Origin of the sequence: Plantactinospora veratri, from assembly GCF_036421995.1 — a bacterium.
GTDB classification, from domain to species: domain Bacteria; phylum Actinomycetota; class Actinomycetes; order Mycobacteriales; family Micromonosporaceae; genus Plantactinospora; species Plantactinospora veratri.
In genome coordinates, this window is the sequence record NZ_JAZGQL010000013.1 from 43,979 (window position 1) to 64,757 (window position 20,779).

Consider the following 20,779-nt stretch of genomic DNA (forward strand, 5'->3'; position numbering starts at 1 on the left):
TTGACCATGACAGCCTTGTTGGCAATCGGCACCGCCAAGGGCCTCTTCCTCGCCACCAGCGACGACGGTCGCAGGAGGTGGCAGGTAAGCGGGCCGCACTTCCCGATGACCGGGGTCTACTCGGTCGCCGTGGACAAGCGGCGGCGCACCCCCCGGCTGCTCGCCGGGGTGAGCAGTTCACACTTCGGCCCCAGCGTCGCGACCAGCGACGACCTCGGCGCGTCCTGGCAGGAGCCGGCGGAGTCACCGGTCGCGTTCCCGGACGGCACCGGGTCCAGCCTGGAGCGGGTCTGGCAGCTCAGCCCCGGCCCGGCCGACGAGCCGGACCTGGTCTACGCCGGCACCCAGCCCTCGGCGCTGTTCCGCTCGGTCGACGGCGGCATCTCCTACGAGATGGTGCGTCCGCTCTGGGACCACCCGCACCGCACCCACTGGGGTGCCGGATTCGGCGGTCAGGCGATCCACACGGTGCTGCCGCACCCGACCGACCCGGCGCAGGTCCTGGTCGCGATGTCGACCGGGGGCGTCTACCGCACCGACGACGCGGGTGCGAGCTGGCGTCCGCAGAACACCGGCATCCGCGCCTACTTCATGCCGGACGAGTGGCCCGAGTTCGGCCAGTGCGTGCACAAGGTCGCCCGGGACGCGGCCGACCCCGAGCGGCTCTACGCGCAGAACCACCACGGCGTCTACCGCTCCACCGACGGTGGGCTGAGCTGGCAGTCGATCGCCGACGGGCTGCCCAGCGACTTCGGGTTCCCGATCGTCGCCCATCCGGACCGCAGCGGCACCATCTACAGCTTCCCGCTGGTCGCGGACCGGGAACGGTTCCCGGTCGACCGGCGCTGCCGGGTCTTCCGCTCCACCGACGCCGGTGACACCTGGCAACCGCTGACCGACGGGCTGCCGAGCGGGCCCTACTATCCGGCCGTGCTGCGCGACGCGATGTGTGTCGACGACGCCGACCCGGCCGGCGTCTATTTCGGCACCCGCTCCGGCGAGGTCTACGCCAGCCGCGACGAGGGGGACTCGTGGTCGCTGGTCGCCGCGCACCTGCCCGACGTGCTCTGCGTCCGGGCCGCGGAGGTGTGAGCCGCATGGTCACCGTCATCGTGCCGGCCGCCCTGCGCGGCGAGACGGCCGGCGCCGGCCGGCTCGACGTCGCCACGGCGGGCACCCTCCGAGCGGTCTTCGACGAGGTGGCCGCGCAGTGGCCCCGGCTGATCCGGCGGATCCGGGACGAGCAGGGCCAGTTGCGCCGATACGTCAACGTCTACGTCGACGGCGAGGACTGCCGGCAGACCGGCGGCCTCGACACGGCGGTACCCGACGACGCGGAGGTCCGGATCATTCCCTCCGTCGCCGGGGGCTGACCCGACAGCGCCGGAGACGGCCCGCGGCCGAGCAGCAGTTCAGCGCCGGAGACCCCTCGCGGCCGGCGGCCGTCCTGGGCCCGGCCGGCGTTGTCCGCCACTCGGGGTGCGAAGGGTCGCGACGCCGCCTACCGTGGGGGTTGGTCAACGTTTCCGTGCTGTTGGCCGGCGATTTGTCGTCCTCGGCCCGGGGGCAGGCGTGGGATGGGACGGCGGCCCGGGGCGGGCCGTCGACCGGTTATGCGATCCACTGTCCGTGGGGTCCCCGCACGTGTCGCTCGACGTCTTCGTTGTGGAGGCTGCCCATGTCCGACTGGCGTTCGCGCGCCCTCCGTCCCGCGAAGCGGGCCCTGCGCCGCTCGCAGGACCGGTATCCGCAGGCGCCCCCGGAGCTGTCGATGGATCCGCGGGCCGGCGAGGAGGGCAACGAGGCGCCTCCGGCGGAGGAGAGTGTGGTCACCTCCGCGATCTACCGGGACGGTCACCGGATCGAGGGCACGCCGAACCTCGCCGAGACCTGCCAGCGGCTGCGGCAACACCCCGGGACGATGGCGTGGATCGGCCTGTACCGGCCGACCGAGGGGCAACTGCTCACCGTGGCCGAAGAGTTCGGGCTGCACGAGCTGGCCGTCGAGGACGCCATCGTCGCGCACCAGCGGCCAAAGCTCGAACGGTACGGCGACACCCTCTTCGTGGTGCTCCGGGCCGCCCGCTACCTCGACGAGCGCGAGGAGGTCGACTTCGGCGAGGTGCACGTCTTCGTCGGGAGCAACTTCGTGCTGACCGTACGGCACGGCCAGGCACCCGACCTGACCGCCGTACGTCGCCGGATGGAGAACGACCCCGACCTGCTGCGGCGCGGCCCGGAGGCGGTGTTGTACGCGATCCTGGACAGCGTCGTCGACGGGTACGCCCCGGTGGTCGGCGGGTTGCAGAACGACATCGACGAGATCGAGACCGAGGTCTTCCGTGGCGATCCCCGGGTGAGCCGGCGGATCTACGAACTCTCCCGTGAGGTGATCGAGTTCCAGCGGGCCACCCGGCCGCTGCTGGACATCCTCCAGGGGCTCACCGCCGGTTTCGAGAAGTACGGCACCGACGAGGAGCTGCGGCGCCTGCTGGGCGACGTGGCCGACCACGCCACCACCGCCTCGGAGCGGGTCAACGAGTTCCGGCAGATCCTGGCGGACATCCTCACCCTGAACGCCACCCTGGTGTCGCAGGCGCAGAACGAGGAGGTCAAGAACCTGACCGTGGCCAGCTACACACAGAACGAGGAGATCAAGAAGATCTCCGCCTGGGCCGCGATCCTCTTCGCGCCGACCCTGATCGGCACGGTGTACGGGATGAACTTCGACTACATGCCCGAGCTGCACTGGGTCTTCGGTTATCCGTTCGCGATCTTCCTGATGCTGGTCGTCTGTAGCACGCTCTACGTGATCTTCAAGCGCCGCGACTGGCTCTGACCCGCCGCGACCGCCGTACGCCGCGACCGGCCGCCCCACCGCCGTCCCGGCCGCGTGCTCACAGCCAGTTGTTGCGCCGGAAGCCGCGGTGCATGAACACCGCCAGGACCAGCATCACCAGCAGCACCACCCAGAAGCCCTGCTCCGCCTTCACCCCGGGGATGAACTCGAAGTTCATCCCGTAGATGCCGGCGATGAAGGTCTGCACCGCGAAGATCGCCGCCCAAGCGGCGATCTTGCGCATGTCGTTGTTCTGGTCCACCGAGACCTGGGCCAGCCGGGCCTGGAGGATCGAGTTCAGTAGGTCGTCGTACGCGGTCACCCGCTCCACGGTCCGGGACAGCACGCCGTGCACGTCCCGGAAGTAGCGGACCACGGGCCGGGGCAGCTCCCGGTCGTCGAGCAGCGCGGCGAACGGTCGCTGCAACGGCGCCACCGCCCGCTTGAACTCCATCAGCTCCCTCTTGAGCTGGTAGATGTGCGCGATCCGGTCCCGGGCCGTGCGCGGGGCGAAGACCTGCTCCTCCACCGCGTCGATGTCGGCCTCCACGGCGGTGGCCACCTGGACGTACGAGCCGACGATCTGGTCGCAGACCGCGTAGGCGACCGCCCAGGGGCCGAGGGTCAGCAGGGTGGGCCGGACCTCCAGGTCGGCCCGGACCGGCCGGAGCGCACCGGGTGCGCCGTGCCGGACGGTGATCACGAAGCGGGGACCGACGAACACGGTCACCGCACCGGTCTCCACCACCTCGGAGGTCTCGGTCAGCTCGGTGTGCTCGACGTACCGGCTGGTGCGCAGCACGATCACCGTCACCTGGTCGTAGCGCTCCACCGCCGGCCGGTGCTCCCGGTTGAGCGCGTGCCCGGCGACCAGGTCGTCGAGGCCGAACGTCCGGGCGATCGGCGCGAAGTCCGCCTCGTCCGGATCGTGCAGCCCCAGCCAGACGAACCCGCGCCCCTTGCGCGCCGCCGTCAGGGCAGCGCGGTAGTCGGGCGGGCCAGGCAGCCGGCGACCGTCGACGTACGCGGCGCAGTCCACGATCCGGTCGGTCTCCGGGCCGCGCTGCGCGGGGACGTACCCGGAGGAGAGGCCCTCGGGGTTGAGTATCCGGGCGATCGCCCTGCGGACCGGCGCCACCCACCTGGTCCGGGTACCGGCCGTCGCGGCATCCCGTTCGTACCCCGTCATCCCCGGATGCCCCTTCCCGCGCGGTCGCTGGGGTGCATCGAACCACCCGCCGACCACCCGGCCGGTCCCGGGTCTCCCCCCGGCCGGTGCCGTCGTGCGCCAACCGGCCCGCTGGCCAGCGGAAGCGGCCCCTGGCTAGTGGAAGACCTTCAGGCCCACGATGCCGGCCACGACGAGCAGCAGGCAGAGCAGCCGGGGCAGGCTTGCCGACTCGCCGAGCGCGATCATGCCGACCAGCGCGGTCCCGACAGCGCCGATCCCCACCCACACCGCGTAGCCGGTACCGACCGGAATGCTGCGCAGTGCGTAGCCGAGGCCGGCCATGCTCAGCAGGAGGGCGCCGGCGAAGATGCCGGTGGGGAGCGGACGGCTGAAGCCGGCGCTGCGCTCCAGGGCGACCGCCCAGACTGTTTCCAGCATCCCAGAGATGATCAACACGATCCAGGCCATGACGAACTCACCTCGATGGCGGTCGTCTTCGCAGGCCGGGTACGACGCGCAACTCGTCCGGGATCGCCGCGGCGTGACGGCGTCACCGCAAGGATAACGATCTAGAACACCGGCAAATGCCGTTTGTGCGCGATGTCACCGGGCGTCGGGATCGCTCCGTCCCGGCCCTGATCGCGGCCCGGTTTGTGTCTCCGAGCGTCGGGAAGAGCCAGCCCGGAACACCGGTTCGCCGGGAGGAGGCACGATGGCCGACGCCGTACCCGACCCGTCGGCCGTGTCGATCGGGCTCGACACGGCCGCGCACGTCGGGATATCCGTCTCCGAGCTGGACCGCTCGGTCGCTTTCTACCGGGCGCTCACCGGGCTCGATCCGGTGGTCCGGGACGAGGGCATGCACGGCGCCGGGTTCGCCCGCTCGCAGGGACTGCTCCGGACGAGACTGCGGTACGCCACCTTCCGGCTGCGCAACCTCGGCATCGACCTGATCCAGTTCGCGGAGCCGGCGGGCGAACCGGCCGAGGTGGCCGCGAACCGCCCCGGCTCGATGCACCTCTGTTTCGAGGTGGACGACCTGCCGGCGGTCTACGACCGGATGCGGGCGGCCGGGCTCGACTTCCTCGGCCCGGCCTACACGTTCACCACCGAGGAGGTGTCGCCGCCGGACGCGGCCGGCACCGAGGTCGCGTACTTCAACGACCCGGACGGCACCAACCTGGAAATCATCGCCCCGAGGGGCGGTTTCGCCCGGCCGGACTGACCAGCGGCCCGGCCGGGCGGTGCCACGGCGAGGCTCAGTTGTCGCCCCAGACCTCCTGGGCGGTCTCCACGATCAGCCGCAGCTTTGCCACCTGCTCCTCCTGGGTCAGCGCGTTCCCCTCCACCGTCGAGGAGAAGCCGCACTGCGGCGAGAGGCAGAGCTGCTCCAGCGGCACGTACCGGGCCGCCTCGTCGATCCGGCGCTTGAGCGCGTCCTTGCTCTCCAGCTCACCCCGCTTGGTGGTGACCAGGCCGAGCACCACCTTCTTGCCCGGCGGGACGAACCGCAGCGGCGCGAAGTCGCCGGAGCGCTCGTCGTCGTACTCCAGGAAGAAGCCGTCGACGTCGAGCTGGCTGAAGAGCGCCTCGGCGACGAAGTCGTAGCCGCCCTCGGCGGCCCAGGACGACCGGAAGTTGCCCCGGCACATGTGGGTGGTCACCGACAGGCCCGCCGGACGGCCGGCCAGCGAGGCGTTGATCTGCCGGATGTAGCGCTCGTGCTGGTGCTCCGGGTCGCCGCCCTGTGCGGCCACCATCTCCCGCTGCCGGGGGTCGTTCAGATAGGCCAGGCTGGTGTCGTCGAACTGGAGGTAGCGGCAACCGAGGTCGGCGAGCCGGCGCACCTGCTCGGCGTACGCGGCGCTGAGGTCGACCCAGAACTGGTCCAGGTCCGGGTAGACGGCGGTGTCGATGGCGGCCCGGCCGCCCCGGTAGTGCACCATGCTCGGCGACGGGATGGTCAACTTCGGCGTACCGGTCGTGACCTGCTCCTTCAGGAAGGTGAAGGCGTCACCGAAGATGGTGTCGGTCAGCTTCACCCGGTCGTGCACCCGCAGTGCCGCCGACTGGAACTCCAGCTTCCCGGCGGAGTTGAAGAACTCGACGGTCAGCTTCTCGTCCGCCGGGTCGATCCCGCCGAGCTGGTAGATGAAGTCCATGTGCCAGGAGGTACGCCGGAATTCGCCGTCGGTGGCGGTACGCAGCCCGATGCTCTCCTGTAGACGTACCACCTCGCGGATCGCGTCGTCCTCGACGGCGCGCAGCTCCTCGGCGGAGATCTTCCCGGCGGCCCGGTCGGCCCGGGCGGTCAGCAGCCGCGCGGGCCGCAGCAGGCTGCCGACGTGGTCGGCGCGGAACGGCGGGCGGGATGGTGTGTCCATGGTGGTCCCCTCTGTTCCTGGTACGCGGGCGCTCGGTCGGCACGCGCCGGCGCCACGTACCGCGACGGCGCGGTCCGGCCAACCATAGTCCGCCGCGCGGGCATTGATGATCTAGAGACCGTACCGCCGGCCGGACCCCCGCGCCGGCCGGAACCGCTGTCAGGAGGCGGATTCCGGACCGGTCTGCGCCCAGATGGCGCTCATCTCCTTCATGGCCTGCTCCATGATCTGCACCATCGCGGTCTTGGCCCGCTCGCCGTCGCGCCGCTGGATCGCCTGGGCGACGTCGGCGTGCAGTTGCAACGCCTCCTCGTGCGGATAGTGCGGCATCAGGTCGTAGTGGTGGCGGCCGGCCAGCACCTCGGCGACCAGTTCGTGCAGCTTGACGAACATCTCGTTGCCGGAGTCGACCAGCACCTGCCGGTGGAACTCGATGTCGAGCCGGAGGAACTCCGCCTCGTCGCCGGCCTTGCCCGCCGCCCACATCTTCGCGGCTAGCCCGACCAGCTCGCTGGCCTCCTGCGGGGTGGCCCGCAGCGCGGCGAGCGAGGCGGCCTGCGGCTCGACGGCGGTACGCAGCTCGGTGATCGAGCGGAGCTGGGCGATCCGGCCGGTCGAGGCGAGCCGCCAGCGGATCACCTGGGGGTCGAAGACGTTCCAGTCGCCCGCGGCCCGGATCAGGGTGCCGACCCTGCGGCGGGACTCGACCAGGCCCATCGAGGAGAGCACCCGCAGCACCTCCCGGACGACCGAGCGGGAGACGGCGTACTGCTCGACGAGGTCGTCGATGTAGAGCACGGAGCCCGGCGCGAGCTGGCCGGCGCAGACAGCCGTGCCCAACTGGTCGAGCAGCCGGGCGTGCAGCCCGGATTCGCCGGGGTCGAGCCGGACAGACGCGACCTCAGGTGACGGCATGGCCATAAATAAAGCCTATCAGTGAGTGACCTGGTATTGCTTAAGTCAGGTTTATCGGCCTAGCATCCGGCATTAGGCGGACGTAGGAGTCCGCGGGCGGCGTCCCAACGGCGGGGCGTCGCGAGGGAAGGGGAGATGGACGTGTTACGTCGCTCGGTAATCGGAACATCTCTGGCCGTGGTGGCTGCCCTCGGCCTGTCCGCCTGCGGAGGCGGCGGCGATGACAGCGGCGGGTCGAACACCCTGCGCGTCACCCTGGTGAACCACGTCTGGACAGAAAACATAAAGAAGGCCCTGCCGGAGTTCGAGCAGCAGAGCGGCCTGAAGGTCGAGGTCACCCAGCTCGGCGAGGACCAGCTCTCCGACCAGTACAACGTCAAGTTGAACGCCGGCTCCAGCGACATCGACGTGATGATGTACCGGCCCCTCCAGGAGGGGAAGCTCTTCGCCAAGAACGGCTACCTGACCGACCTGACCGACAAGGCCAAGGAGGACTCGGCGTTCGACTTCGCCGACTTCCAGGGCCCGCCGGTGCAGGCCACCACCTACCAGGAGAAGCTGGTCGGCATCCCGATCATCACCGAGCAGGAGGTCCTCTACTACCGCAAGGACCTGCTGCAGAAGTCCGGCTTCAGCGCACCGCCGAAGACCCTCGACGAGCTGAAGACCATGGCCGCCAAGGTCGAGGCCGACAACCCGGGCACCGCCGGCTTCGTGGCCCGGACCGGCAAGGCCGCCGCGGTCACCCAGTTCTCCAGCTTCCTGTTCAGCTTCGGCGGCGACTTCGTCGACGGCAGCGGCAAGGCCAGCGTCAACACCGAGCAGGCCAAGCAGGCGTACGCGTACTACGGCGGGCTGCTCCGCGAGCACGGCCCGGAGAACATCAGCACCGACATGAGCTGGTCCGAGGCGATGGCGATCTTCACCCAGGGCAAGGCGGCCTTCTACACCGAGGCGAACTCGCTCTACAAGAACGCCACCGACCCGGCCAAGTCCAAGGTCTCCGACAGCGTCGGGTTCGCGCCGTTCCCGGCCGGTCCGGCCGGCTCGAAGCCGTACAACATCCCGTCCTGGGCGCTCGGCGTCAACGAGGGCTCGGAGAACCAGACCAACGCCTGGAAGTTCATCCAGTGGGCGGCCGGCAAGGACCAGACGCTGGCGCAGCAGAAGGGCGGCGTGCCCGGTGCCCGTACCTCGGTCTGGGCCAACCCGGAGGGCATCGCCACCTACCCGCAGGACCTCGCCGAGGCCATCAAGGTCAGCACCGAGAACGGCGTCGGCCACGACCGCCCGCTGGTCGTGAAGGTCGCCGAGTCCCGGGAGATCGTCGGCCAGCCGATCGTCGACGCGATCACCGGCAAGGACGTGGCCGGCTCGGCCGCGACGGCGAACGAGGCGTTCCAGAAGCTCCTCGACGACGAGAAGTAGGCCATCGCGCGGGGTGACGGAGCGATCCGTCACCCCGCGCGGCGGATCCGCCGAACCGGAAAGACCACCCCATGGCATCTCTGGCATCCCCCCAGCCGTCCGGCGAACTGACCGGCTGGACCCGCTGGGCGAACAACAACCGCAAGTGGCTCTTCGCGGCACCGGCCATGACGTTCGTCGGTGCACTGATCATCTTTCCGCTGGCCTGGACGATCTACCTCAGCCTGACCGACGCCGAGGGCTCGGTCCGGGCCGAGTCCGAGTTCATCGGCTTCGCGAACTACCTCGAGGTGCTCTCCGACACCGACCGGTTCTGGCCCGCCGTGCTGCGTACGGTCGGCTTCACCGGGGTCGCGCTGCTCTTCGAGATCGTCCTCGGCATGGCGGTCGCGCTGCTGTTGTGGCGGCCGTTCCGCGGCGAGCGGTGGGTCCGGGTGGCGATCCTGCTGCCACTGGTCGCCACCCCGGTCGCGGTCGGCATGATGTGGCGGCTCATCTTCGACCCCAACATCGGGATGGCCAACCAGATTCTCGGCTGGGTCGGGATCGGCCCGCAGCCCTGGCTGGCCGGCCAGCACAGCGCGCTGCCGACGACCATCTTCATCGACATCTGGCAGTGGACCCCGATGGTGGTGCTGATCCTGCTGGCCGGGCTCACCTCGCTGTCGAACGAGCCGGACGAGGCCGCCCGGGTGGACGGCGCCAGCGCCTGGCAGCGGTTCCGGCACGTCACGCTGCCGCTGCTGATGCCGACGGTGATCGTGGCGATCCTGCTGCGCGGCATCGACGCGCTGAAGACCTTCGACATCCTGTACGCCACCAAGGGGCGCGGCGGCGGCTCGTTCCACGAGGTCGAGACGCTGAACGTGTACGCGTACGGGCTGAGCTTCGACTACAACGAGTACGGCATCTCGTCGACCGTACTCATCATCTTCTTCCTGATCATCATCGGTTCGATGTGGGCGTTGACGTCCCGCCGCAAGAAGGGCGCACAGTGATGGCCCGCCGCAAGCGTCGTACCCCGTACCAGGTCTTCCGGGCGGTCGCCCTGGCCGTGGTGGTGGTCTCGCTGATCGCCCCGCTGCTCTGGATGGTCGCCGCCTCGTTCAAGACCAACGTCGACATCTACGACTCCGGCAAGGCGTTCACGTTCACGCCGGTGCTGGACAACTACACCAAGGTCCTCGACCAGGCGAACTATCTCCAGTTCATCGGCAACAGCCTCTGGGTGGCCTTCGCCGCCACCGTGCTGTCGCTGATCCTCGGCGTGCCGGCGGCCTATTCCATGAGCCGGTTCAACATGAAGAAGTCGGCGCTGGTGGTGCTGATGGCCCGGGTGATCCCCGGCGTCTCGCTGCTGGTGCCGTGGTACTACGTCTTCTCCAACCTGCGGCTGGTCGGCGGCTTCACCGTGCTGATCCTCAGCCACATGTTCGTGTCGCTGCCGCTGGTCGTCTACATCCTGATGGGCTTCTTCGACGGCCTGCCGCTGGAGCTGGAGGAGTCGGCCCAGGTGGACGGGCTCACCCCGATCGGGGCGTTCCGGCGGATCACGCTGCCGCTCTCCGCGCCGGGGATCGCGACCGCCGGCATCCTGTCCTTCATCTTCTCCTGGAACAACTTCATGTTCGCCCTGGTGCTCTCCGGCGCCGACACGAAGACCCTGCCGGTGGCGATCTTCGACTTCGTCGGCTACGCGAGCATCGACTGGGGTGGCCTGATGGCCGCGTCCACGGTGGTCACGCTGCCGATCATGCTGATCGCGCTCTTCGTGCAGAAGTACGTCGTCTCCGGCCTCACCGCCGGGGCCACCAAGGGCTGAGGGCGGAGACCGTGACAAAGATCGAGCGGGTGGAGACCTTCCTCGTCCCACCCCGGTGGCTCTTCGTGCGCATCGAGACCGCGGACGGGACCGTCGGCTGGGGCGAGGCGACCTGCGAGGGCCGGTCCGAGACAGTACGCACCGCCGTGCACCAGCTCAGCGAGCTGCTGGTGGGCCAGGACGCGCTGCGGATCGAGGACCACTGGCAGGTGATGACGAAGGGGTCGTTCTACCGGGGCGGGCCGATCCTGGCCAGCGCCGTCTCCGGGCTCGACCAGGCGCTCTGGGACATCGCCGGCAAGCACTTCGACGCCCCGGTGCACCAGTTGCTCGGCGGCCCGGTCCGGGACCGGATCCGGGTGTACGGGTGGGTCGGCGGCGACGATCCCGGCGAGGTCGCCGAGCACATCGCCGCGCAGGTGGCGGCGGGGTTGACCGCGGTCAAGATGAACGCCTCCGGCCGGATGAGCCCGGTCGCCTCGGTGGCCGAACTCGACGGGGTGGTCCGGCGGGTCGCCGCCGCCCGGGAGGTGCTCGGCGAGCACCGGGACGTCGCCGTCGACTTCCACGGCCGGTTCACCCTGGCCAACGCCCGTCGGGTCGCCCCGCTGCTGGAGCCGTTCCGGCCGTTCTTCCTGGAGGAGCCGGTCGTACCGGAGAACTCGCACCTGCTCGGCGAGTTCGTCCGGTCGACCAGTACGCCGGTCTCCACCGGGGAGCGGCTCTACAGCCGGCAGGAGTTCCTGCCGGCGCTCCAGGCCGGCATCGCGGTCGCCCAGCCGGACCTGTCGCACGCGGGCGGGATCACCGAGGTCCGTAAGATCGCGGCACTGGCCGAGGTGTACGACGCACAGCTCGCGCCGCACTGCCCGCTCGGACCGATCGCGCTGGCCGCCTGCCTCCAGGTCGGCTTCGCGACGCCGAACTACCTGATCCAGGAGCAGAGCATCGGGATCCACTACAACGCCGACGCCGAGGTGCTCGACTATCTGGTGGACCGGGCGCCGTTCGGGTTCGCCGACGGATACATCGCCCGGCTCACCGGTCCCGGCCTCGGCATCCAGATCGACGAGAATGCGGTACGCCGGGCGGACCAGCGCGGGCACAGCTGGCGCGGGCCCGTCTGGCGGCATCCCGACGGCTCCTTCGCGGAGTGGTGAGCCGACCCGTCGGTGCGCCGCCCCGCTCCACCACCCCAGCGCAGAGCAGAAAGGCATGTCGTGAAGATCGTCGCGGCAGACGTGATCGTCTCCAGCCCGGACCGCAACTTCGTCACGCTCAAGATCACCACTGACGAGGGGATCACCGGGCTCGGCGACGGCACCCTCAACGGCCGGGAACTCTCCGTCGCCTCCTACCTGGCCGACCACGTCGTACCGCTGCTGATCGGGCGGGACCCGCACCGGATCGAGGACACCTGGCAGTTCCTCTACCGGTCGGCGTACTGGCGGCGCGGGCCGGTCACCATGGCCGCGATCGCCGCCGTCGACGTGGCGCTCTGGGACATCAAGGCGAAGGCCGCCGGGATGCCGCTCTACCAGCTCCTCGGCGGGGCGTCCCGGACCGGCATCATGGCCTACGGGCACGCCTCCGGGCGGGACATCCCGGAGCTGTTCGACTCGATCCGGCACCACCTGGAACTCGGCTTCCGGTCGATCCGGGTGCAGACCTCGGTCCCCGGCATCGAGGCGGTCTACGGGGTCGCCGCCCAGACCAGCGTGGACGGCAAGCGCTACGACTACGAGCCGGCGCAGCGCACCGCGCTGCCGGTCGAGGAGGACTGGGACACCCGCGCCTACCTGCGACACCTGCCCACGGTCTTCGAGGCGGTCCGGGGCGAGTTCGGCCCGGAGCTGCCGCTGCTGCACGACGGCCACCACCGGATGACCCCGATCCAGGCCGCCAAGCTGGGCAAGGCGCTGGAGCCGTACGACCTGTTCTGGCTGGAGGACTGCACCCCGGCGGAGAACCAGGAGGCGCTGCGGCTGGTCCGGCAGCACACCACCACCCCGCTGGCGATCGGCGAGGTCTTCAACACGGTCTGGGACTACCAGACGCTGATCCGTGAGCAGCTCATCGACTACGTCCGCTCCGCCGTCACGCACACCGGCGGGATCACCGCGATGCGCAAGCTGCTCGACTTCGCCGCGCAGTACCAGATCAAGTCCGGGATCCACGGGCCGACCGACATCTCACCGGTCGGGATGGCCGCCGCGCTCCACCTGGACCTGGCGATCCACAACTTCGGCATCCAGGAGTACATGCGGCACGGCCCGCTGACCGACGAGGTGTTCCGGCAGTCGTTCACCTTCACCGACGGCTACCTGCACCCCGGCGAGCAGCCCGGCCTGGGGGTGGAACTCGACGAGGAGGCGGCGGCCCGGTTCCCGTACCAGCCGGCGTACCTGCCGTTCAACCGGCTCAAGGACGGCACCGTCCATGACTGGTGACGGCCGCCCCGGCCCGTCGCGCGGCGGCGACGGGCCGGCCCGGTCCACCCGGCACGTGGTGGTGATGGGGGTCTCCGGGTCGGGCAAGACCACCGTGGCCGAGGGAATCAGCGCGGTGACCGGGCTGACCTTCGCCGAGGCGGACGAGTTCCACCCGGAGTCCAATGTGGAGTTGATGCGGGCCGGGGTGCCGCTCGCCGACGACCACCGCTGGCCCTGGCTGCGCGAACTCGCCGGCTGGATGGCCGAACGTGCCGCCGAGGGAATCTCCACGGTGCTGGCCTGCTCGGCGCTGCGACGCTCCTACCGGGACCTTCTCCGGCAGGGGCCGCCGAGCGTCGACTTCGTCTTCCTCGACGGGTCGGCGGAGGTGATCCGGGAGCGGATGTCGCGGCGGGCCGGGCACTACATGCCGGCCAGCCTGCTCGACTCGCAGATCGCCACGCTGGAACGGCCCGGAGCGGACGAGCGGGTCCTCACCCTCGACGTCGCCGCCACCCCGCAGGAGCTGGTCGAGGCCGCCGTCGAGGGTCTCGGCCTGCCGCACCGCCGGGCCGCCCACCCGGAGCGCTGAGCAACCCGGAAACGCTCCGGTCCACCGTGACCGGTCCGGCCCGGTGCCCGGTCCCCGCGCCGGACGCCGGGCCGGCCGGGTACGTCCTACCCGCCCCTCGATCGTTCGCCTAGTGACAGGAGAAGGCGGCAGTCGAGGACGGCAGGGAGTGGGACGGCGGCTCAATGGCGAGCGACGAGACGCGCAGACTGCTGCGCCACCCCGAGGCACCGAAGCGGGCCACCCTGCTGGAACTGCTGCTCGACGTGGTCTACGTCGCGGCGCTCGCCCTGCTCTCGATGCGGCTGGCCGAGGAGGTGACCTGGCTCGCCGCCGCGCAGGTACTGGTGCTGCTGATGGCGGTCTGGTGGGTCTGGTCGATCACCGCGCTGCTCACCGACTTCTACAACCCGGACCAGCCCAAGATCCAGGTCATCGTCGCCTGGGCGATGCTGGGCAGCATCGTGATGACGGCGAGCATCCCGCAGGCGTTCGCCGCGCTCGGCTGGCTCTTCGCCGGGATGTACGTCGCCATCCACCTGGTACGCGGCGTCGTGCTGATAGCCGTACTCCGCGGGCACCAGGCGCAGATCCGGGCGGCCCGGTTCCTCTGCTGGTTCGTGCTCTCCGGGGCACTCTGGCTGGCCGGTGCCTTCCTGCCCGCCTCGACCCGCCTGATGCTCTGGGGCGCCGCCCTGGTGATCGACTACGTCAGTGCCGCGCTGCGGTACCCGACACCGTGGCTGGGCCGGGTCCCGCTGGCCCAGTACGACAAGGCGAGCGAGCACCTCGGCGAGCGGTACCAGCAGTTCGTCATCCTGACCCTCGGCGACATCATCCTGGTGCCGCTGCTGATCAGTGGCCGGAGCGGACTCAACGCCGTACGGATGGGGATGCTGCTGCTGGCGTTCGTCACCATGCTGCTGCTCTGGCAGATCTACGTCTACCGGGCCGGAGCGCTGCTGCAAACGGCGATCGACAGCGGGCCGCGCCGGGCCACCCGGTGGGCGCCGTACACCCACCTGCTGATGGTGGCCGGCATCGTCTCCACCGCCACCGGCTTCGAACAGCTGGTCAGCCAGTCCCACCCCACGGCCGGGCTCGGCCTGGTCGGCGTCATCGTCGGCGGGCCCACCCTCTTCCTGATCGGCCGCACCGTCTTCGAGTACGAGCTGTTCGGCAGGTTCTCCTGGTCCCGGCTGGTCTGGCTGGTGGTGCTGGTCGGCACGGCACCGGCATTCCTGCCGCTGACCCCGATCGCGGTGGCCGCCTTCACCGGCACGGTCCTGCTCGGGGTGGCACTCTCCGACGCCGCCCGGTCGACCGACTGGCACTGGCCGGGCCGCCGCCCCACCCGGTCCTGAGCCGCCCGGGTGCGCCGGGCCGCTACGCTGCCCCGGCAGTCGAACGATCGTGGGAGGCGCCGTGTTCGGGATCGTACGGCCGTGCCGGCACCGGATGTGTGGGAAGCTGCACGCCGCCTGGCTCGGCCACCTCTGCGGACTCTGCCTGACCCTCCGGGACGAGCACGGACACCGGGCCCGGCTGGCCACGAACTACGACGGCCTGCTGATCTCCGTACTCCTGGAGGCACAGCGCGCCGCCCCGGCCCGGTACCGTCCGGCGGCACCCTGCGCACTGCGCGGCTTCCAGCCTGCCCAGGTGCTCTCCTCGACCGACCCCGGCGCCCGGCTGGCCGCCGCCGTCTCACTGGTCCTCGCCGCCGGCAAGACCCGCGACCACGTCGCCGACCGGGACGGCGCACTGCGGGTCCCCGCCCTCGCCGGGGTCGCCGGCCGGCTGGCCGACCGGTGGGCCGAGGCCGGCGGCCGGACCGGTGACGCTGTCGGCTTCGACACCGGTCTGCTGCTCGCCGCGGTGGCCCGGCAGTCCGAGCTGGAGTCGACGGTCGTTCCGGGCATGTCGGTGCTGGTCGCCACCGAGCCGACCGAGACCGCCGTGGCGGCCGCCTTCGCGCACACCGCGACGCTGGCCGGCCGGCCCGGCAACGCCGCCGGGCTGGCCGAGATCGGCCGATACTTCGGCCGGATCGCGCACCTGCTGGACGCCGTGGAGGACTACGCCGACGACGCCGTCCGGGGCGCGTTCAACCCGTTGCGGGCCAGCGGCACCGACCTGGCGCAGGCCCGCCGGCTCTGCGAGGACGCGCTCCACGGCCTGCGGCTGGCCCTGGCCGACCTGGAACTGCGGGACCCGAGCCTGGTCCGGGCACTGCTCGACCGGGAGGTCTCCGACGCCGTCGACCGGACGTTCGCGCTGGCCGGTGCGGCGGACGACGGTCCGGCGGTACCGCTCGGCGGGCACGGCCGGTCCGGTCGGCCGGCGGGCCAGCCGGACGGGGCCGGGCAACCGCGACCGGACGGCTGCACCGCGCCGCTGGTGGTCGGCGGCGCCTGTGTCCTGACCACCTGCACCTGCGGGCTGTGGCAGCCGCGCTGGAGCAAGCGCCGCCGCAAATCGTGCGACGACCGCTGCTGGTGCACCCGGCACTGCGACTGCGACTGCTGTAGCTGCTGCGACTGTTCCTGACGTCCCGGCCACCGCCGCGCGGAGCGTCGTCGGCCCGCGGCCCGGCACCCACCGGGCACATCCGGAAACAGCAGGTCACGGAGACGGAGTCCGATTCAGTCGACCGGGACGCACTGTTCCCCGACCGGCCCGGCCTGCGTTCATCCGGTATTCAGCCGATCCGGTGAGAGTCGCTCGTTGTCACAGCCACGGCTGGCTCAACGAAAGGCTCCACCATGACCGAAGAGGCCGACGGCGCGCAGATCTCGCGGCGCCAACTGGTCCGGTACGCCGGTGTCGGCGCGACGCTGGTCGCCGCGAGTCCCCTGGTCGGGGGCGGCACCGCGTACGCGCACGAGAAGAACGACGACGACCACCGGGACGACCGGCCCGGCGACTCCCGAAACCGGGTGTGGCGGGCCGGTGACCACCACGTGCACTCCGAGTACAGCGGCGAGTTCGACACCTCGACGAACCCGCCCACGTTCCACAAGGGCGCGGACGCGGTCTATCCGATCGTCACCAACGCCATCATGGCGAAGAACTTCGGGCTGACCTGGGCGATGTGCACCGACCACGGCGGGCCGAACCACTCGAAGGTGAACCTGGAGCAGGCGTACCCGGACCTGCTGCGGTCGCGCAAGCTGGTCCCCGAGGTGCTCCAGTTCTGGGGGATGGAGTTCGACACCCCCGCCCTGGACCACCACACGCTGATGATCCCGCACCACGAGGACGAGGCGAAGCAACTCTTCGAGTTGGAGAGCCGGTTCAACAAGTACGACGCCTACCCGACCGACCCGGGCCGGGACACCGAGGCGAAGATGATCGAGTTCCTGAAGGCGGCTCGGGACATGCGGCAGAAGCCGCTGGTCATCGGTCACCACACCTCGCGTTCGGCCCCGGGCTGGGGCGTGTACGGCCAGGACACCCCGCGCGAGTTCCGCAACGGCAACAACGTGGCGCCGGAGATCTACGTCGGCTTCGAGGGCGCGCCCGGGCACCAGGCGGGCCCGCTCAACGGCGGGGCCCGGGGCGGCTACGGCAACTACCCGACGCACGGCGGCTTCGACCAGATGACCGCCCGGGTCGGCGGGATGTGGGACTCGCTGCTCGGCGAGGGCCGGCGCTGGTGGATCACCGCCACCTCGGACTCGCACGTGCACTGGACCCGGGGCGGCTCCGACTTCTGGCCCGGCGAATACAGCAAGACGTACGTGTACGCCCGGCAGGACTACGCCGACATCATGGACGGGCTGCGCAACGGCCGGATCTGGGTCACCACCGGTGACCTGATCAGCAGCCTCGACCTCACCGCCCGGAGCCAGGGGCGCACGGCGGCGATGGGCGAGACGGTGACGCTGAGCCGGCGCAACCGGACCGACGTCGAGATCGAGATCCGGTTCCGGCCGCCGACCGGCAGGAACGGTAACGGGGACCGGCCGGAGGTCCGCCGGGTCGACCTGATCGTCGGGCAGATCACCGGTCCGCAGCCGAACCTGGACGCCGACACCAACCCGACCACCAGGGTGGTGGCCCGGTTCGGCCCCCGCGACTGGCGCCGGCAGGGCGCCGAGTACGTCATCCGACACACGCTGCGCAACGTCGAGGCCGACAGCTACGCCCGGGTACGCGGCACCAGCACCGACGAGGCCGAGCCGCTGGCGGACGGGCTGGAGAGCCCGTGGAGCGACCTCTGGTTCTACTCGAACCCGGTCTTCGTACACCTGCGCTGAGCACCGATCCAGCCCGCGGGTCGAGGGTGCTGCACCGCCGGTGGCCGGTGGCTGCCGGCTCGGCTAGGCACCGGCTCGGCCAGGTGCCGGCGGCGTGACCGGCCGGGCGGTCCCGTCCGGGGGTCGGACCCCGGGTGGGGCCGCTCGGCGAGATATTGACGGATGTCGAGGAAAGCGCTTACCGTGTGGCGCGTTGTGGATCCATCACGGTACGTGGCCTACCCCGGTGGGTCCCCGCACCGACGGCCGTCCTTCAGGTCGGCACCACCGCCGGGCGACCCGTGGAGTCCACACCACTTTGCCGACCCGATCGCGGACGACCGCGGTCGCCGCCGAAGGGAAGTGTCGGTGACGCGCACAGTCAAGTCCCGGACCCTGACCATGCTGGTCCTGATCCCGTCCCTGCTCAGCGCGATGCCAGCCCTGGCCGCACCCGCCGCGCCGGCACCGGACCGTCCGGTCGCCGCCCCGGCCCCCGCGCCGGACACCCTCGCCGCCACCCCGCCGATGGGATTCAACAACTGGAACGCCTTCGGCTGCGACGTCAGCGAGACCCTGATCAAGGAGACCGCGGACGTACTCGTCTCCTCCGGGCTCGCCGCCGCCGGCTACGAGTACGTCAACATCGACGACTGCTGGTCGCTGCGCGAACGCGGCCCGGACGGCAGGCTGGTGCCGGACCCGGCCAAGTTTCCGAGCGGGATCTCCGGAGTCGCCGACTACGTGCACGGCAAGGGCCTCAAGCTCGGCATCTACGGCGACGCCGGCACCGCCACCTGCGCCGGCTACCCGGGCAGCCTCGGGCACGAGGAGATCGACGCCCGGACCTGGGCCGACTGGGGTGTCGACTACCTGAAGTACGACAACTGCAACAACCAGTCCGACGGCTCGCAGCAGGACTTCGTCCGGCGGTACACCGCGATGCGCGACGCGCTGGACGCCACCGGCCGGCCGATCGTCTACGCGATCTGCGAGTGGGGCCAGTCCCAGCCGTGGACCTGGGCGGCCGAGATCGGTGACCTGTGGCGGACCACCGGCGACATCAGCGACAACTGGTCCAGCGTCCGCTCGATCATCGCGCAGAACGCGCCGCTGGCGCCGTACGCCGGGCCGGGCAACTGGAACGACCCGGACATGCTGGAGGTCGGCAACGGCGGGATGACCGGCACCGAGTACCGGACCCACATGAGCATGTGGGCGATGATGGCCGCACCGCTGCTGATCGGCACCGACCTGCGCAAGGCCACCCCGGAGACGCTGGCGATCCTCGGCAACCGGGACGTCATCGCGATCGACCAGGACCGGCTCGGGGTGCAGGGCGCCGTCGTCTCCGACCGGGACGGGCTGATGGTCCTGGACAAGCCGCTGGCGAACGGCGACCGGGCGATCGCGCTCTACAACTCGACGGACTCGCTGGCCACGGTCAGCGTGCCGGTCCGGGAGACCGGGCTGCGCCGGGCCGGGGCGTACCGGTTGCAGGACGTCTGGACCGGCCGGGTCAGCCAGGCCGGCTCGACCATCTCGGCCGGCGTGCCGGCGCACGGCACGGTGGTCTACCGGGTACGCCCGCTGGCCGACCCGGCGGCGGTCCCGCCCCAGGTCGCCGTCGGTGCGACGATCGACAACCTGCTCCCCGGCGCGATCGGCGAGAACCTCCTGGTCAGCACGGTCACCAACCGGGGAGTGGGCGCACTGCGCGACGTGCGGGTCACGGTCTCGACACCCGAGGGTTGGCGGGCCGCCGAGATGAGCGACCCCGGGCGACGACGACTGGGCACCGACACCTCGTTCCAGACCACCTGGGCGCTCCAGATTCCCGAGGAGACGCCCGCCGGCCGATATCCGATCACCGTCACCACCACGTACCGGTGGGGTGCACGGCAGCGTCCGGCCAGCACCAGCAGCGAGATCATCGGGGTGGTGTTCACCCCGCCGGGAGACGGCCGACGCCACCTGAGCACCATCCCGCCGCTGCACTCCAGCAACGCCGTGGGCCCGGTGGAGACCGACCGGAGCAACGGCGGCAGTGCCAGCGGCGACGGCAACCTGATCACCATCGACGGACGGGTCTACAACCGGGGGATCGGCACCACCGCCCCCAGCGAACTCTTCTATCTGATCGCCGGCTGCACCCACCTGGTCACCGACGTCGGGATCGACGACGAGGCGGCCACCGGCGGGCCGGTCACCTTCACCGTCTACGCCGACGACAGGGTGGTGGCCAGCAGCGGACCGGTCAGCCCCGGGACCGCCCCGGTCACCCTGACCGCCGACCTGACCGGCGCCTCCGGGCTACGCCTGGTCACCACCACGGACGTCGACACCGACGGCACCGCACACGCCGACTGGGCCGCGCCGAGACTGGCCTGCGGCTCCGCCGGCCCGGACGACCCGGTGCTGCCGGCCGAACGCACCATCTTCTCGTTCGAGTCCGGCACCGAGGAGTTCACCGTCGCCAACCCGGGTTCCGGCGGTACCGTCGCGCAGACCCGTACCTTCCGCACCGAGGGCGAACACGGGCTGACCGTCGCGACACCGAAGGACGGGAACTGGTTCGGGCGTGCCTTCGCCGAACCGTTGGACCTGACCGGGGCGGCGCGGCTGCGCTTCGACGTACGGGCCGGCGAGATCGGGACGGTCGGCGAGTTCGCCGTACAGGTCGGTCCCGACTGGGCCTGGTGCCAGGGCGGACTGTGGAGCTGGACCGATCCGTTCGCCAGCCGGACGGTCACCGAGGAGGTCGACGACCTTAGCTGCCCGGCCGGGGTGAGCCTGGACCTGTCCCAGGTGCGGGCGGTCTGGATCTTCCTCAACGGTGGCGGCCAGGTGCACGTGGACAACGTCCGGGCGGAGTACCCGGAGTAGCTGTCCGGAGGTCGGGTCCGCACCGGGGTCCCGGCACCGGTGCGGACCCGACCCGCTGGCGGAGCCTCAGCTCACCGTGATCGCACCGCT

General features: G+C 70.8%; 18 protein-coding genes and 1 riboswitch. Of the genes, 14 read left to right on the forward strand and 4 right to left on the reverse strand.

Translation table 11 applies throughout. The features are described from left to right. Positions 1-6 precede the first annotated feature (6 nt). The 3 genes from V1634_RS18740 (at position 7) to corA (ending at position 2,839) form a co-directional block, all read left to right on the forward strand. A complete protein-coding gene (locus tag V1634_RS18740; RefSeq protein WP_331209159.1) occupies positions 7-1,092 on the forward strand; it encodes a WD40/YVTN/BNR-like repeat-containing protein in 1,086 nt (361 codons plus the stop codon). 5 nt (positions 1,093-1,097) lie between these two features. After that, positions 1,098-1,373 (forward strand): MoaD/ThiS family protein, encoded by a 276-nt coding sequence (locus V1634_RS18745; RefSeq protein WP_331209160.1) that lies wholly within the window; start codon positions 1,098-1,100, stop codon positions 1,371-1,373. Positions 1,374-1,678: 305 nt separating this feature from the next. Beyond that, positions 1,679-2,839 carry a magnesium/cobalt transporter CorA gene (corA, locus tag V1634_RS18750; RefSeq protein ID WP_331209161.1) on the forward strand — a complete coding sequence of 387 codons (1,161 nt, stop codon included), beginning with the start codon at positions 1,679-1,681 and terminating at the stop codon, positions 2,837-2,839. 58 nt (positions 2,840-2,897) lie between these two features. Here the strand turns inward: corA and V1634_RS18755 are convergent, their stop codons facing one another. Then, positions 2,898-4,028: a magnesium and cobalt transport protein CorA gene (locus tag V1634_RS18755; RefSeq protein WP_331209162.1), complete on the reverse strand. Its 1,131-nt coding sequence runs from the start codon at positions 4,026-4,028 to the stop codon at positions 2,898-2,900. A 135-nt stretch (positions 4,029-4,163) separates the two neighbouring features. Next, complete coding sequence (locus V1634_RS18760) at positions 4,164-4,478, reverse strand: DMT family transporter (protein ID WP_331209163.1); 315 nt, start codon at positions 4,476-4,478, stop codon at positions 4,164-4,166. Positions 4,479-4,493: 15 nt separating this feature from the next. Beyond that, positions 4,494-4,565: riboswitch (guanidine-III (ykkC-III) riboswitch) on the reverse strand. A 157-nt stretch (positions 4,566-4,722) separates the two neighbouring features. On the opposite strand from V1634_RS18760, the gene V1634_RS18765 reads away from it, so the two are divergent. Then, a complete protein-coding gene (locus V1634_RS18765; protein WP_331209164.1) occupies positions 4,723-5,235 on the forward strand; it encodes a VOC family protein in 513 nt (170 codons plus the stop codon). A gap of 34 nt (positions 5,236-5,269) precedes the next feature. Here V1634_RS18765 and V1634_RS18770 read toward each other — a convergent pair whose 3' ends face one another. Beyond that, positions 5,270-6,394, reverse strand: coding sequence for a 5-methyltetrahydropteroyltriglutamate--homocysteine S-methyltransferase (locus tag V1634_RS18770; protein ID WP_331209165.1), 1,125 nt, complete (start codon positions 6,392-6,394; stop codon positions 5,270-5,272). 159 nt (positions 6,395-6,553) lie between these two features. Further along, a complete protein-coding gene (locus V1634_RS18775) occupies positions 6,554-7,309 on the reverse strand; it encodes a FadR/GntR family transcriptional regulator (protein WP_331209166.1) in 756 nt (251 codons plus the stop codon). 135 nt (positions 7,310-7,444) lie between these two features. Between V1634_RS18775 and V1634_RS18780 the strand changes: the two genes are divergently transcribed. From V1634_RS18780 to V1634_RS18825, 10 genes are all read left to right on the forward strand, one after another. After that, positions 7,445-8,737 carry an ABC transporter substrate-binding protein gene (locus V1634_RS18780; RefSeq protein ID WP_331209167.1) on the forward strand — a complete coding sequence of 431 codons (1,293 nt, stop codon included), beginning with the start codon at positions 7,445-7,447 and terminating at the stop codon, positions 8,735-8,737. 71 nt (positions 8,738-8,808) lie between these two features. Continuing rightward, entirely contained in the window at positions 8,809-9,735 is a 927-nt protein-coding gene (locus V1634_RS18785) for a carbohydrate ABC transporter permease (protein WP_199853052.1), read from the forward strand. Further along, positions 9,735-10,559 carry a carbohydrate ABC transporter permease gene (locus V1634_RS18790; RefSeq protein WP_331209168.1) on the forward strand — a complete coding sequence of 275 codons (825 nt, stop codon included), beginning with the start codon at positions 9,735-9,737 and terminating at the stop codon, positions 10,557-10,559. The genes V1634_RS18785 and V1634_RS18790 overlap by 1 nt, the downstream gene beginning before the upstream one ends. An 11-nt stretch (positions 10,560-10,570) precedes the next feature. Continuing rightward, positions 10,571-11,719 (forward strand): galactonate dehydratase, encoded by a 1,149-nt coding sequence (gene dgoD, locus V1634_RS18795; protein WP_331209169.1) that lies wholly within the window; start codon positions 10,571-10,573, stop codon positions 11,717-11,719. Positions 11,720-11,779: 60 nt separating this feature from the next. Continuing rightward, the gene (gene manD / locus V1634_RS18800; RefSeq protein WP_331209170.1) at positions 11,780-13,009 is read left to right on the forward strand and encodes a D-mannonate dehydratase ManD; all 1,230 of its coding nucleotides are present in this window, start codon (positions 11,780-11,782) and stop codon (positions 13,007-13,009) included. Then, on the forward strand, positions 12,999-13,583 hold the full coding sequence (locus V1634_RS18805; protein ID WP_331209171.1) for a gluconokinase: 585 nt from the start codon (positions 12,999-13,001) through the stop codon (positions 13,581-13,583). Before manD ends, V1634_RS18805 begins: the two co-directional genes overlap by 11 nt. A 164-nt stretch (positions 13,584-13,747) precedes the next feature. Next, a complete protein-coding gene (locus tag V1634_RS18810) occupies positions 13,748-14,926 on the forward strand; it encodes a low temperature requirement protein A (RefSeq protein ID WP_331209172.1) in 1,179 nt (392 codons plus the stop codon). 61 nt (positions 14,927-14,987) lie between these two features. Then, a complete protein-coding gene (locus V1634_RS18815; RefSeq protein ID WP_331209173.1) occupies positions 14,988-16,112 on the forward strand; it encodes a DUF5685 family protein in 1,125 nt (374 codons plus the stop codon). 215 nt (positions 16,113-16,327) lie between these two features. After that, positions 16,328-17,824 carry a CehA/McbA family metallohydrolase domain-containing protein gene (locus V1634_RS18820; protein WP_331209174.1) on the forward strand — a complete coding sequence of 499 codons (1,497 nt, stop codon included), beginning with the start codon at positions 16,328-16,330 and terminating at the stop codon, positions 17,822-17,824. Between the two features lie 348 nt (positions 17,825-18,172). After that, a complete protein-coding gene (locus V1634_RS18825; RefSeq protein ID WP_331209175.1) occupies positions 18,173-20,689 on the forward strand; it encodes an NPCBM/NEW2 domain-containing protein in 2,517 nt (838 codons plus the stop codon). Positions 20,690-20,779 lie beyond the last annotated feature (90 nt).

Excerpts from the sequence above, each read along its gene's own strand:
- V1634_RS18775 (WP_331209166.1), bottom strand. The coding sequence starts at position 7,309 with ATGCCGTCACCTGAGGTCGCGTCTGTCCGGCTCGACCCCGGCGAATCC.
- V1634_RS18765 (WP_331209164.1), top strand. The coding sequence starts at position 4,723 with ATGGCCGACGCCGTACCCGACCCGTCGGCCGTGTCGATCGGGCTCGAC.
- V1634_RS18780 (WP_331209167.1), top strand. The coding sequence starts at position 7,445 with ATGGACGTGTTACGTCGCTCGGTAATCGGAACATCTCTGGCCGTGGTG.
- V1634_RS18810 (WP_331209172.1), top strand. The coding sequence starts at position 13,748 with ATGGCGAGCGACGAGACGCGCAGACTGCTGCGCCACCCCGAGGCACCG.
- V1634_RS18820 (WP_331209174.1), top strand. The coding sequence starts at position 16,328 with ATGACCGAAGAGGCCGACGGCGCGCAGATCTCGCGGCGCCAACTGGTC.
- V1634_RS18755 (WP_331209162.1), bottom strand. The coding sequence starts at position 4,028 with ATGACGGGGTACGAACGGGATGCCGCGACGGCCGGTACCCGGACCAGG.
- V1634_RS18760 (WP_331209163.1), bottom strand. The coding sequence starts at position 4,478 with ATGGCCTGGATCGTGTTGATCATCTCTGGGATGCTGGAAACAGTCTGG.
- V1634_RS18770 (WP_331209165.1), bottom strand. The coding sequence starts at position 6,394 with ATGGACACACCATCCCGCCCGCCGTTCCGCGCCGACCACGTCGGCAGC.
- corA (WP_331209161.1), top strand. The coding sequence starts at position 1,679 with ATGTCCGACTGGCGTTCGCGCGCCCTCCGTCCCGCGAAGCGGGCCCTG.
- V1634_RS18740 (WP_331209159.1), top strand. The coding sequence starts at position 7 with ATGACAGCCTTGTTGGCAATCGGCACCGCCAAGGGCCTCTTCCTCGCC.
- V1634_RS18745 (WP_331209160.1), top strand. The coding sequence starts at position 1,098 with ATGGTCACCGTCATCGTGCCGGCCGCCCTGCGCGGCGAGACGGCCGGC.
- V1634_RS18785 (WP_199853052.1), top strand. The coding sequence starts at position 8,809 with ATGGCATCTCTGGCATCCCCCCAGCCGTCCGGCGAACTGACCGGCTGG.
- V1634_RS18805 (WP_331209171.1), top strand. The coding sequence starts at position 12,999 with ATGACTGGTGACGGCCGCCCCGGCCCGTCGCGCGGCGGCGACGGGCCG.
- V1634_RS18790 (WP_331209168.1), top strand. The coding sequence starts at position 9,735 with ATGGCCCGCCGCAAGCGTCGTACCCCGTACCAGGTCTTCCGGGCGGTC.